The sequence below is a fragment of the Nonomuraea sp. 10N515B genome (assembly GCF_052245915.1).
Taxonomy (GTDB): Bacteria; Actinomycetota; Actinomycetes; order Streptosporangiales; family Streptosporangiaceae; genus Nonomuraea.
Map to the genome: position 1 here is coordinate 22301 of NZ_JBQQBQ010000019.1, position 11507 is coordinate 33807.

The 11507-nt window shown below is 69.7% G+C and carries 12 protein-coding genes; 4 read left to right on the forward strand and 8 right to left on the reverse strand.

Annotation, left to right across the window (positions count from 1 at the left end; genetic code table 11):
• Nucleotides 1–156 precede the first annotated feature (156 nt).
• A complete protein-coding gene (locus ACTWQA_RS27300; RefSeq protein WP_443161917.1) occupies nt 157–1254 on the forward strand; it encodes a VLRF1 family aeRF1-type release factor in 1098 nt (365 codons plus the stop codon).
• On the opposite strand, the gene ACTWQA_RS27305 is transcribed toward ACTWQA_RS27300, so the two are convergent.
• The 3 genes from ACTWQA_RS27305 to ACTWQA_RS27315 form a co-directional block, all read right to left on the reverse strand.
• The gene (locus ACTWQA_RS27305; protein ID WP_443161918.1) at nt 1181–1900 is read right to left on the reverse strand and encodes an FAD-dependent oxidoreductase; all 720 of its coding nucleotides are present in this window, start codon (nt 1898–1900) and stop codon (nt 1181–1183) included. The two genes, ACTWQA_RS27300 and ACTWQA_RS27305, sit on opposite strands and share 74 nt — an antisense overlap.
• 242 nt (nt 1901–2142) lie before the next feature.
• Entirely contained in the window at nt 2143–3507 is a 1365-nt protein-coding gene (locus ACTWQA_RS27310) for an FAD-binding protein (RefSeq protein WP_443161919.1), read from the reverse strand.
• Between the two features lie 92 nt (nt 3508–3599).
• The gene (locus tag ACTWQA_RS27315) at nt 3600–4442 is read right to left on the reverse strand and encodes a helix-turn-helix domain-containing protein (RefSeq protein WP_443161920.1); all 843 of its coding nucleotides are present in this window, start codon (nt 4440–4442) and stop codon (nt 3600–3602) included.
• A gap of 236 nt (nt 4443–4678) precedes the next feature.
• Between ACTWQA_RS27315 and ACTWQA_RS27320 the strand changes: the two genes are divergently transcribed.
• Entirely contained in the window at nt 4679–4906 is a 228-nt protein-coding gene (locus ACTWQA_RS27320; RefSeq protein ID WP_443161921.1) for a hypothetical protein, read from the forward strand.
• A 62-nt stretch (nt 4907–4968) separates the two neighbouring features.
• Here the strand turns inward: ACTWQA_RS27320 and ACTWQA_RS27325 are convergent, their stop codons facing one another.
• The 3 genes from ACTWQA_RS27325 to ACTWQA_RS27335 all read right to left on the reverse strand — a co-directional run bounded on the left by ACTWQA_RS27325 (nt 4969) and on the right by ACTWQA_RS27335 (nt 8015).
• Entirely contained in the window at nt 4969–6036 is a 1068-nt protein-coding gene (locus ACTWQA_RS27325) for a serine hydrolase domain-containing protein (protein ID WP_443161922.1), read from the reverse strand.
• Nucleotides 6037–6276: 240 nt separating this feature from the next.
• The gene (locus ACTWQA_RS27330) at nt 6277–6696 is read right to left on the reverse strand and encodes a hemerythrin domain-containing protein (RefSeq protein ID WP_443161923.1); all 420 of its coding nucleotides are present in this window, start codon (nt 6694–6696) and stop codon (nt 6277–6279) included.
• Complete coding sequence (locus ACTWQA_RS27335; protein ID WP_443161924.1) at nt 6693–8015, reverse strand: MFS transporter; 1323 nt, start codon at nt 8013–8015, stop codon at nt 6693–6695. Before ACTWQA_RS27335 ends, ACTWQA_RS27330 begins: the two co-directional genes overlap by 4 nt.
• A gap of 22 nt (nt 8016–8037) precedes the next feature.
• On the opposite strand from ACTWQA_RS27335, the gene ACTWQA_RS27340 reads away from it, so the two are divergent.
• The gene (locus ACTWQA_RS27340; RefSeq protein ID WP_443161925.1) at nt 8038–8676 is read left to right on the forward strand and encodes a TetR/AcrR family transcriptional regulator; all 639 of its coding nucleotides are present in this window, start codon (nt 8038–8040) and stop codon (nt 8674–8676) included.
• A 233-nt stretch (nt 8677–8909) separates the two neighbouring features.
• On the opposite strand, the gene ACTWQA_RS27345 is transcribed toward ACTWQA_RS27340, so the two are convergent.
• Entirely contained in the window at nt 8910–9515 is a 606-nt protein-coding gene (locus ACTWQA_RS27345; protein ID WP_327589595.1) for an ArsR/SmtB family transcription factor, read from the reverse strand.
• Between the two features lie 79 nt (nt 9516–9594).
• On the opposite strand from ACTWQA_RS27345, the gene ACTWQA_RS27350 reads away from it, so the two are divergent.
• Nucleotides 9595–11019 carry an alpha/beta hydrolase gene (locus tag ACTWQA_RS27350; RefSeq protein ID WP_443161926.1) on the forward strand — a complete coding sequence of 475 codons (1425 nt, stop codon included), beginning with the start codon at nt 9595–9597 and terminating at the stop codon, nt 11017–11019.
• Nucleotides 11020–11229: 210 nt separating this feature from the next.
• On the opposite strand, the gene ACTWQA_RS27355 is transcribed toward ACTWQA_RS27350, so the two are convergent.
• Nucleotides 11230–11433 carry a hypothetical protein gene (locus ACTWQA_RS27355; protein WP_443161927.1) on the reverse strand — a complete coding sequence of 68 codons (204 nt, stop codon included), beginning with the start codon at nt 11431–11433 and terminating at the stop codon, nt 11230–11232.
• Nucleotides 11434–11507 lie beyond the last annotated feature (74 nt).

Here is an 11507-nt window from a genome sequence, read left to right on the forward strand (position 1 = left end):
CCGACCCGCAGTGAATTGAAACGGTGACGCCTGTAGGGCACGCAGCGTTCCTTAAGGCCGCTGACCAGGGACGACAGGCAGCGCTGGTAAGGTGGAGTCACCCCCTCACCGCCGGGGCCCGCGCAAGGGTCTCCTGCCCACGGAGGTGAGTGCGTCATGGTGTTCGACCAGACAGATCTACGCGAGCTGGCGGCCTTCAGCGACGAGGTCGGTGTGCTGTCGCTCTACACCACGATGGAGCCGGGCACACAGGCCGGACGGACCCGGCTGCGCAACGAGATCGCCGCGCTGCGCCAGGAGCTGGCCGCAGGCCCCGACCAGGAACGGGCCAGGCTCGTAGACCTCCGCCTCGACCTGCTGGAGCCGCGGATCACCGAGCTGCTCGACCCGGCCGGTCCCGGTCTCGGGCGTGCCCTGTTCGCGCAGGTGGCCGGTGACGACGTACGTACCGAGTGGGTTCAGCTCCCGGTGGGTGACCTCGCCGTCCTCAAGGAGCACGCTTATCTGCTGCCGCTCGTCACCGCCGTACAGGCCGACAAGCCGGCCGGGGTGGTCAGGGTGGGGCGTGACGGTGTGCGGCTGTTCGACTGCCGGTACGGCCTGGCCGACGAGGTGGAGCCGGTCGTCTTCAACCTGGCGACCGCGGACTGGTCCAGAGAGGGGTCGGCGACGCTGCCCGGGCTCTCCCGGCGCGGCATCCACCCCGACCGCTTCGACCAGCGCGTCGAGGAGCACCTGACCAAGTTCCTGCGCGAGTCGGCCCCGCACGTGGCAGGCCAGGCCCGGCGACTGGGCTGGGAGACGCTGCTGCTGGTGGGCGACCCCCGCGACACCTCGGTGCTGAGCGAGGCGCTGCCGGCGGACAGGGAGATCGTCCAGGTGGACGCCGTGCTCGATCCCGCCCTGTCGCCGTCGGAGGTGCTGGAGTTCGTCCGCCCTACTCTCGACGAGGTGCGGGCCAGGCGTGACGCCGCCCTGGCCGTACGCGCCCGGGACCTGGCACTGTCGGGCGGTAATGGCGCGGTCGGCCTCGACGACATCCTCTCCCTGCTGCGGCAGGGCCGGGTCGAGCACCTGCTGCTCGACGAGGCGGGCCTGCAGAACGCCGAGCCCACAGTCCTCACCCCCGAGGAGCTGGAGGAGGAGATGATCGAGCTCACCTTCGAGCACGGAGGCGACGTCACCGTGCTGGAGACCGGAGCGGCGGAGGAGCTCGCCGAGGCGGGCGGAGTGGCCGCCATGCTGCGCTGGTGAGCGGTCGTCGTGCGCCCGTGGGTCGTCGCCCGTACGCCGTCGCCGGCCCCTCCTTCCGCACCCGCCAGTCCGTCATCGCCGCCGCGTCCCCGGCAGCGACGATGCGCACGTCGTCCACGCTGGTCAGCGTCGCGTCGGTGAGCAGGCGGCCTTCGGTGTCGGTGCGCAGCCCGCTGCAGGCGGCCAGGTCCGGGACACGAAATCCCGCCGTCCAGATCGTCACCGCGCTGGGCAGCTCGCGGCCGTCGCCGAGCCGTACGGCGTCGCGTGTCACCGGAGCCGTCGCGGGCGTCGCGGCCAGTGCCGACCGCAGTCGTTGCGCCCCCTCGAGGTCCGACACCGAATGAGCGAACTCCGCGGCTCCGGGTACGCCGGGATCGGCGGCGCCGCTGCCCACCGCGTAGATGAGGTAGTCGTATGCGACCGTGCCGCCGCCCGCCAGCGACACCCGGCGCTCGGCCGCGTCGATCCGGGTCGCGGCGTCGACCACCGGCCGGACGTTCCCGCCCAGAACCTCACCGAAGCCCTCGGCCGCGTCATCGGAGCCGGTCACGAGCTGGTGCAGGCGGATCCGCTCGACGAAGTCGGGACGTCGATTTCCGCCGCGAGTGCGTGACGCGGCCCTGACGAGGTCGGGCAGGGGCAACGACGCGACGCTGGGACGGATACACGTACTTCCAGAAGGACCCGAGCCAGATGCTTGATTGGTTCGGCACGTACATGAAGTCGTGGTGGCGCGGGGGGATCCACCGGCCCGCTTGCTCCGGCAAAACGGCCGAGTGCGACGTCACCCAGATCTGCCTCTCTGGCGAGATGTTCCAGAACCGGCTACTGGCCACCAACGTGCTCGCCCGAGTGGCGGCAGCGGGATGGGCTCCGGCCCGGTGGTCACCGAGGGGGGAACATCTCCTGCCCGGGGCTCAGGAGGTGTCGCGGATCGAAGCGGTCCTTCGCATCCAAGACTGCTGGCCACGCCGGGCCGAAGTGGTCTTTCCAGTCGGCCTGCGTGAGCGCGACGGCGCTGACGGGGTAGCTGCGACCGCCGGCGGCCCGGACGCGGTCGTACACCACGCGGTTGGCTTCGACCAGGTCGTTGGCCAGGGAGGGATCGTTCTTCGGGAAGCGTACGAGGTTGACGAGGAAGGCGACGTCGTCCTCTGGGAGACGCAGCAGAGGCGTGCGAGCGTGGGCTGGCAGGAACGGGTAGACCAGGATGCGCCCGTATTCGCCCAGCTCCAGCGGATCCAACGTGCGGAGGAGTTCGACGATTACGGCATCCGTGGTCGAGTCCGGGAGGAAGGAATTCAGCCAGGGGTGCGGATGGCGCCACGCGCCGGTTGAACGCAGCTGGTTCTCCAACTGGCTCAGCCTCCGGAACAGGTCGAGATACGACATGTCGGCGCTCTCAGCCTGGGCTTGGTCGTCGGACAGGCCAGCCGGAACACCGCCATCGCCGGGGAGCCCGACCGCCACCTCGATCACGTGTTGCCAGCCGGACGAGTGAGGCCGGATCGCGCCCTCGAGGTAGTCGATCCCGTCCATGGTCAGCAGACGTCGCTGGTCAGCGGTCATGGTAGGGGCGTCCCGGTAGGTGAGGGTGTGCAGGCGGATCTGCTCCGGCGCCGGGACGAGGGGCAACACGGCCCGGGTGATGATGCCGAACTGGCCGAGCCCGGCGCGCACGGCGTCAAAGAGCTCGGGGTGTCGCATCGTCGAGCAGGTGACGAGGTCCCCGCTGCCGGTGACGACTTCGAGCTCGATGACGTTGCAGCTTTGGAAGCCCCGACGGAAGGTCATGCCGCCGATGCCGCCTGCGGAAATCGTCCCGCCGACCGACAGGCCGAGGTAGTCGGTGAGCACGGGTGGGGTGAGCCGGTGCGGGAGCGTGGCGTCGAGCACGGACTGCCAGGTCGCCCCGGCGTCGACGACCACTCGATCGGGCTCCACCGCGCGTACGGCGCCGAGGCTGCTCATGTCAACCACGAGGCCGCCTTCCACCTGCGCGCGGCCGTACACGGAGTGACCCTGTCCCCGCGCGGCCAGCGGCATCCGGTGCCGGGCCGCCCATCTCACCGCCGCGGCCACGTCGTGAGCCGATCCCGGCCGGAGAACGGCCAACGGCCGCCTGCTGATGAGGTGACCGAAGTCCTCCGCCGCTGTGGCGGGTGCCTCCGGCGCGGCATCGAGGCTGCCTGCCACTGCCGGGAAACCGGCCAGCATGCCGGCGTGTCTCGGCTCCCCTTGCATCTCCATCCTCCGGCTGGTCGGGTGCACGTACCTACACCACGGTATGGACCCGATGTGGGGGCGTCTTGAAGGGAATTAACCTGCGGTCTCTGAGCCGGTCAGAGGTCTAGTACGAACTCGTCCTGAACCCGGTGCACTCGATCGGCGGGACGAGCGGCATCGAGGAAGCCGGTGGGTGTGGTTCCGGCGAACTCTCGGAAGTCGCGGACCAGATGCGCTTGATCGGCGTAGCCGCAGTCCGCCGCAATGCGCTCCCAGCGCGGCAGCGGGGACTCGTCCAGGCAGGAGAGCAGCCGGTTGAACCTGATCAGGCGGGCGACCGTCTTCGGTGGCAGGCCGACCTGTTGCCGAAACTTGTCGATCAGATGCTTGTTGCTCCAGCCGACCTCGGCGGCGATGGCCCTGATGGGGATAGTGCCGCTGGTGGCAAGCAGCCGCTGCCACGCCCACGCCACGGCCGACGCCGGCCGTGGCCCGCTCGCGGTCCGGTGCAAGAGGTGTTCGTCGATGAGCCGGAAGCGGTAAGCCCAATCTGGCGCGGCGCGTACCTTCTCCACCAGGCGGTCGCTGTCCGGGCCGAGTAGATCCCTCAGGTCCACGATGCTTGCGTTGAACTCGTGTACTGGCACGCCCAGCAGGACATACGCGCCGATCGGTGCCAGCCGGACCTCTAAGTAGGAGGGCGCACAGGCGCCCTGGATCGTGGCGCACGAATCATGGGCGCCGTGGACGAACGCGGGGGGCCGGTGAGCGGAATCCTGGATTTTGAGGATCAGCGACACGGATGTGGTCGCCGGGCGTCGCAGGCGATCTGACTGGTCGGCGTCCGCCCTGTATCCGGAGTATGCGCGAGCGAGGAGAGGGCGAAGGGCCGGATGTGGCGCACCGGCGGCTTGCGGCGGCCGTGCTTGCTCGAAATCTGCAACTATCCGGGTAGACATGACTTCTTATCCGATAAATGCAGGCAGTGCCTGACTCTTTGCCTACTTGAACCTCTGGTCAATGGTATGGCTTGGCCTCATTCACGTTCGCTGGTAGGCGCGGATCTGGTCAAGCGAAGACTTGGCACCCTGCGGATTCATGTGCCACCCCGTACCCGATACGTAAAGTTTTGTGATCTTCTCAATCGAAGAACGCGACCGCGTCCAAGAACGCTTGCTTTGCGTTCGACGACGCCGTGGTCGGCACCGCTCTGACCGGCTCACACGCCGTTGGCGACGGCGATCGATGGTCGGACATCGACTTGGTGCTCGCCGTCCGAGGCGACATCGCCGCAGTGCTGGATCCGTGGACGGCGCGGCTGTACGACGAGTTCGGCGCGCTGCATCACTGGGATCTTTCTACGGGCACGGGGATCATTCGCGTGTTCCTGTCGGCGCCACCAGCGACACAACCGGCCAGGTGACCGTTGCTCTCCCCGCTCCCCGCCGCCGATCAGCCCCAAGCGTCATCCGACCTCCGAGCGCGTCACCTTGACTGGGCGCAGAGGGCGGTGTCGAGGGCGGCGAAGAGATGTTGATCGCTCTTGGGGGTGCCCGTGACGTAGACGGTGGCGGCCTTGCCGGTGCGGTTGCGGCCGCTGAGCACGCGGAGGCCCGGGAGGCCGCCGTCGTGCATCCAGGCGGGCCCGCAGCTCAGCGGATAGGTGTAGACGCCGAGGCCGTAGCGGCTGCCCTTGGGGTCGTACGCGGGAACCGCGCCGGCGAGCATCGTGCGCAGCGTCCGTTCGGGGATCGACTGCCAGAAGCGGTTCAGGTTCTCTGGAGTGGAGATCAGGCCGCCGCCCGCGCCGAACACATAGCCCGGCAGTTCGGTCAGGTCTGTATCCCCAGCCTTCGGGTTGACCGGGCTGACGCCGTAGGTGTGGGCGTGCTTGCCGCGGATGCCCAGCTCGCCATTCTTTGGCCAGTACGTGCCGCGTAGCCCCTTCAGCACGCCGTCCTCGGTGACCTCGCGGAAGTCCTTGCCCGTCACCTTCTCGATGAGCATGCCTGCAACCAGGTAGTTGGTGTTGGAGTAGAACCACCGCTCGCCCGGCCTGCCGACGGGCGCGCGGGTCAGAGCGAGCGCGAGGTGGTCGGCGGGGGTGGCGGGCTTGGAGAAGTCGATCAGATCGACATATTCGGGCAGGCCGCTGGTGTGCTGCAGGAGTTGGCGGACGGTGACCCGCCTGCCGTTCAGCGCCCCTGGCAGGTAGTGCTCGACCTGCTCGTCCAGGTTCACCTTGCCCTCGGCGGCCAGGCGCGTCACCGTCGCCCCGATGACGGACTTGGTGACGCTGGCCGCGCGGAACCGGCCGTCGGCGCCGACCATCGGCTTGCCGGTGCCGCGCTGGGCGGTGCCCGAGGTCCATGTGGCGGTGCGGCCGTTCCTGTCACGCACCGAGAGCACGGCTCCGGCCAGGCCGTCCTGCTTGGTCAGCCGGTCCACCTGCGCCTGGACGCTCCGGTCGGCGGTGACGGTGGCGGCCATGGTGGGCGAGGCGGTGCCGAGCAGGACGACGGCAGCGGCTGCGGTGGCGAGGTACTTACGCATCTCGGGAGATCTCCTTGTGTTCGGGTGATGTCCTCATCCTTGGATCTCCGGCCACCAAGATCAGTCATGCCGTCCGGCTTCTTGGGGTGGGGCCAGCACTACCGCCGCCCGTCGGGCGTAGGTGTACTGCCGCGTCCAGGTCCAGCGGTCGAAGTACGGCGCCACGGTCGCGTCACCCCAGTCGGCCCCTGTCGCCCTTTCAGGGAGTGGGAGCCCCGTTCGAGCAGGGGGCTGAACCGCCTAGACCTCCTCGGGGAGAGTGAGCATCTTGTTGAGGATCGGGACCAACTGCTCCTCCTCGTAGTCCAGGTGGGCCTCCAGTTCGATGGCGAGCCGGTCGAGCTCCTCGCCGATCCCCGTGCCGCCGTGGTCGAGGAGCCGCCTGATCCGTTCCACGAGCCGGGCCACCACCCGATGCTCCGAGCGGAGCCGGGTCAGGGTCTCGGCCAGTTCCGGGTGCTCGGTCCCCAGATGGGGGAAAAGCGCGTTGTCCTCGCCCTCGTGGTGGGTGTGGAGGGCGTCGCAGAACGTCAGGCAGTGCGTACGCAAGTCCGCCGCGCCCGCCCGCGACGACCGCAGGTCCGCCAGATCCCTGCGGAAGCTGTCGTGCAGTTTGATCAGCTCGTCACCCCAGGCGACGATGCGCTGTTCGTCCGTCATGCCAGTTCCTTTCGCGTGAGATTTCCGTAGACGGCGGCGAAGAGGGCCGCCAGCAGGGCCGCCCCGGCCGCGACGCCGAAGGTCCACCCGGCGCTCCCGCTCGACAGCACCGCCGCCCCCACCGCCCCGGCCACGCTGCTGCCCACGACCCTGACCAGCGCGTTCACCCCGCCGGCCGCGGCGGTCTTGGCGGGCTCCACGTGCTCGACGGCCATCGTCCCGAGCGCCGCGTAGCCGAGGCCGACCCCCAGCCCCAGCAGCGTCGCGGCCCCGTACAGGTCCGCGCCCGAGGACCTGGACACCGCCAGCCACACAGCGGCGGCCGTCACCAGGGCGGAGCCGCCCGCCACGAGCGCGGACGCGGTGAAGCGGCGCATCAGGGGACCCGCGAGCACGGATACCACGAGCATCAGCATCGTCGTCGGCAGCAGGTAGACCCCAACCTGCAGCACTGAGGCCCCGAGCGCGCCCTGGGCCACCGCCGACACGGTCGTGATGGCGGCGAACAGGGCGAACCCCAGCAGGAACGACGCCACCGTCGCCCCCACCGTCCCCCGGTGCAGCAGCATGGGGATCTCGATCAGCGGCGACGCGGTACGGCGAGCGGTCGCGACCCACACCGCCGCCACCGCCACCGCCACCACGAACAGGCCCAGCGTCAGCGGCGAGGTCCAGCCCCAGGCCGCCCCCTTGCTGATGGCCAGCAGCAGGCAGACGAGCCACACCGTGACCAGCGCCGCCCCGGCCAGGTCAGGCCGTCCTGATCCGCGCGCGGGCGCCTCCCGCACTACGGCCGCCACCAGGACGAAGCTCAGCGCGGCCAGCCCGGCCAGTGCCCAGAACACCGTCCGGTGGTTGCCGTCCAGCAGCCCGGCGAAGATCATGCCGCCGCCGCTCCCCACGCCGATGGTGGCGCTGAGCACCCCGATCGCGCTTGGCAGCCGGTTGCCGGGCACCATCTGCCTGACCAGGCCCATGGCCAGCGGGAGCAGCGGCGCGGCCGTTCCCTGCAGCACCCGACCGGCGATGAGCAACGGCAGTGTGCCCGCCACGGCGCTGAGCGCCGACCCGGCGATGAGCAGTCCGAGCGCGACCAGCGACACCGTGCGCCGGCCGTACATGTCGCCGAGCCGTGCCAGCAGCGGGATCGAGACCGCGCCTGACAGCAGCCCGGCGGTGAGCGTCCACGAGACGGTGGTGGGCGGGGCGTGGAGTTGCCGTTCGAGGCCTGGCAGCAGTGGCACGACGACGGTCATCTGGAGGGTCCCCACGGCTACCGCGAACGCGAGCACCGCTACGGCCCATGAATTTTTATACACGTATAGAAAGTATCATGACAGGATGCCCACACGCACAGGAAGACCGCCCAAGATCTCTCGGGCGGACATCGTGGCCGCCGCTCTCCGAGTGATCGAGGAAGGCGGGGTGGGCGTGCTCACCATGCGCAGGCTGGCCAGGGAGGTCGGCAGCACGGCGATGGCGATCTACCACCACGTGCGCGACAAGGAGGAACTGCTCCTACTGCTGCTCGACGACTACGTTGCCGGGATCGCGCGGCCCGAGCTGCCGGAGGAGCCGCGCGAGCGCATGGTGGCCGCCGCCATGGCCATGCATGAGGCGGTGTCCGGGTGTCCATGGGCCGTGGACGTGCTCAGGGCCGACGACCTGATGTCGGTGAGGGCACTGTGGTATCCGGAGCGAATCGTCGACGCCGCCATATCTGCAGGGCTGGCGATGGAGGAGGCCGTGGACGCGTACCGGATCATCTGGCACTACACGGCGGGCGAGATCGGCGGCCGGGCGGCGGCGCGGAGGCGGCGGGAGGAGGGCGGGAGCACCCATCGAGAGCGGGTGTTCGCCGAGCTGGACGCTGAGGAGTTCCCCCGGCTGAGCGAGGTGGCCGCGCGATGGGAGGAGCTGACCGCCCGCGACACCTACGCCAAGGGTGTGCGCGCCCTCGTGAACGGGCTTCTCCCGTAAAAGCGTCGCCGCCAGGGGGTGTGCTTTGCTGGAGAACATCAGCGCCGACCGTGGCACGCGCGGTCCGACGACTCCCGCGGAACCCCGCTTCTGGGCTGACCAGGTAGGAAGCGGTATGTGCGATGTCCGGCTGCGGCACTGGGCGAGCGCCCGCCGATCCGGCGCCTCCAGCTTGCGCAGCGGGAACCTGAACGACGGTTGTGGGGGTATGGCGGCGGTGATGTCGATGAGATTTAGTCCGGCGACTCCTCGTCAGCCGGGATGGTGAAGAGGCGGATGTGCACGGGGCGGGCGTCCGAAGGAGCGTCCTCCGGGCGGTGCCGGGTGTACCGGAGGAGCAGGGCGACGTACTCGTCGTGGAAGGCGTTCAGCTCCTCTTTCGTCATGTGGGCCAGCCCTCTCGAGCCCTTCGTCCAGTCCGGGTCGGCACGATAGGCGGCGGGGAAGCGGTCCATCAGGGCACGGTCGTCCTCGTAGCCGATCCGGTGGAACTCCATCAGGACCGCGCGGTCTTCGGGGGCGAGTTGGTCGGGGTGGGGGGCGCGCAGGTCGCGCGGACCCGAGGCGCGGCGCCACCAGCGTTCCCGGCCTGAGGAGCGTTCGGGGATCTCCTCGATGAAGCCGTACTTCTCCAGCTGGCGCAGGTGGTAGCTGGTGGTACCGGTCTTCGCGCCGAGCAGTTCGCCGAGGGTGGTCGAGGTGGCGGAGCCGTGGATGTTGAGGTGGGTCAGCATGCGGCGGCGCATCGGGTGGGCCAGGGCCTTGAGCCGGCCGGGGTCGCTGAGCATGAACGGCTTGTCGAGGTCCTGTGCCTCGTGCGTCGTCTCCTCATCCTCCATGAGGAGCAGGCTAGTACTCGAGAACGATATCTGCAGACATTGCTTTGCCGATGTTTCTCTGCAGACTAGTCTCTGCCATATGCGAAAGATCTTTGCGGCCGTCGCGATGGCCGCCACGGTGTTAGGGTTCCTCCCGTCGGCCGCGGGAGCGAGGGCCGATGATCCGGGCCTGCCCGGCCTGCCCGCGGACCTGGTGGCGCAGGATGTGAGCTTCCGCGGCAGCGGCGGGTTGGACCTGCGGGGTAGCGTGATCAGCCCCGCGAACGCCCGGGCCGGGCGGGCCGGGCTCGTCCTGGTCCACGGCGCCGGGGCCGGGACACCCAGGGAGAAGCTGCTGGCCGAGGCCGTGGCCTTCGCCCGGCAGGGGTTGTCGGTGCTGGTCCACGACAAGCGCTCGGAAGGGTACTCGCTGTTCACGAGGTCCTACTCGCAGCTGGCGGACGACACTCTGGCAGCGGTGGAACTGCTGAGGAAGCAGCCGGGAGTCGATCCCGGAAAGGTCGGTGTCTGGGGACTCAGCGAGGGAGGATGGGTGGCGCCGCTCGCGGCCGGCCGCTCCAAGGACATCGCGTTCGTGGTGGTTGTGGGGGCCAACTCCCTGCAACCGTTGCGCCAGCAGGCCTGGGCGGTGGCCGCCGGGCTGCGGAAGGCAGGCGTGGAGGGGTCGCTCGTGGAGCGAACCGAGCCGACCCTGTATCGGGCGATCGCCGACGGTGGGATGTTCCCCGAGCCGTACCACGACTCAGAGGCGGCTCTCATGCGGGTGCGACAGCCGGTGCTGGCCATCTGGGGGGTGCACGACTTGCTGACCCCGCCCAGGGAGACGCCGCCGGTGTTCGCCGCGGCGCTGGAAAGGGGCGGCAACAAGGCGTACACGCTCCGGTTCTTCGCCGATGCCGATCACGCGGCCCATCGGACGCCGGACGGCGGAGTGACGCGGTTGCCCGAACTCGCTCCCGGATACGCGGAGCTGGTCGGGAGCTGGGTGGGCGAGGCGACGTCCGGGAGTGCTCCCGTGGCGCGGATCTCCGGGCCCGCGCCCGTCCAGGCGGACGACTCCGTGGGGGTGCCGCCGGCCGAGTGGTGGGAGTCGGCGCTGGTCCAGGTCGTGGCGCTGGTGATGCTTCTGGTGGCGTTCGGCGGATATCCGGTGGTCGCCCTCGTCCGGTGGGTCCGGGGACGGCGGGACGTGGAGGTGGTCAAGGCGGCCCGTACTGCCTGCGCCGCCGGGCTCGCCGTCGTCGCCGGGGCGTTCTCGTACGTGTTCTACGTGGTCATGACGGGCGGGAAGCTGGCCGCGCCCGGGCCGCTGGTGGCGGGACGGCCGGTGGTGTGGCTCGCGCTGCAGGCACTCGCCGTGCTCACCGTGGTGGCGGCCGTCATGACAGGCGTGCGGTGGCGGCGGATCGCCGCTACGGGCGAGAGAGTACGCCTGGGGCTCGTGGTCGCCGGTGGCGCGGTGTTCCTGCTGTGGGCGCTGTACTGGGGATTGCTGCTTCCGTAGAGCGAGTAGTCGGCCGGTCGCTTGCACGCGAACTCGATGCTCACGTGGCCGACCACCGTCCCCCACGCCTTCTTGCCCTTGCACGACGTCTCCTCCAGGCCGCCCACGATGGCCGTCTCGATGCCCCCGAAGATGGACTTGCGCTTCTCGGTCTTGGGGGCGGTCAGGCAACTACCGCGCTTGTACGCCGGGCCGACCTTCGTGGCGTCCTCACCGGGGCCGGCGCAGAGGTACGAGCCGTTCCACTTGAAGGCGTACGCCGTCCTCGATGAGCGTGCAGTCGCCGACACGCAGGACGCCGCCGCCCTTGCCGGCGTCACCGGGGTGCGGGCCGACGCGGTTGCGCAGGCAGGCCGTATGGGAGCCCGCCGGGGTGGTGGTGCTCTCCTTGATCATGATTCCGGCTTCGCCCACGGCACGAGCCCGGCAATCTCGTTCCGCACCCCTGGGGTGACGTCGGGCTGGAAGTCCGCACAACGCTTCGCCGC

Excerpts from the sequence above, each read along its gene's own strand:
- ACTWQA_RS27300 (WP_443161917.1), top strand. The coding sequence starts at position 157 with ATGGTGTTCGACCAGACAGATCTACGCGAGCTGGCGGCCTTCAGCGAC.
- ACTWQA_RS27325 (WP_443161922.1), bottom strand. The coding sequence starts at position 6,036 with ATGCGTAAGTACCTCGCCACCGCAGCCGCTGCCGTCGTCCTGCTCGGC.
- ACTWQA_RS27315 (WP_443161920.1), bottom strand. The coding sequence starts at position 4,442 with ATGTCTACCCGGATAGTTGCAGATTTCGAGCAAGCACGGCCGCCGCAA.
- ACTWQA_RS27340 (WP_443161925.1), top strand. The coding sequence starts at position 8,038 with ATGCCCACACGCACAGGAAGACCGCCCAAGATCTCTCGGGCGGACATC.
- ACTWQA_RS27350 (WP_443161926.1), top strand. The coding sequence starts at position 9,595 with ATGCGAAAGATCTTTGCGGCCGTCGCGATGGCCGCCACGGTGTTAGGG.
- ACTWQA_RS27345 (WP_327589595.1), bottom strand. The coding sequence starts at position 9,515 with ATGGAGGATGAGGAGACGACGCACGAGGCACAGGACCTCGACAAGCCG.
- ACTWQA_RS27330 (WP_443161923.1), bottom strand. The coding sequence starts at position 6,696 with ATGACGGACGAACAGCGCATCGTCGCCTGGGGTGACGAGCTGATCAAA.
- ACTWQA_RS27310 (WP_443161919.1), bottom strand. The coding sequence starts at position 3,507 with ATGGAGATGCAAGGGGAGCCGAGACACGCCGGCATGCTGGCCGGTTTC.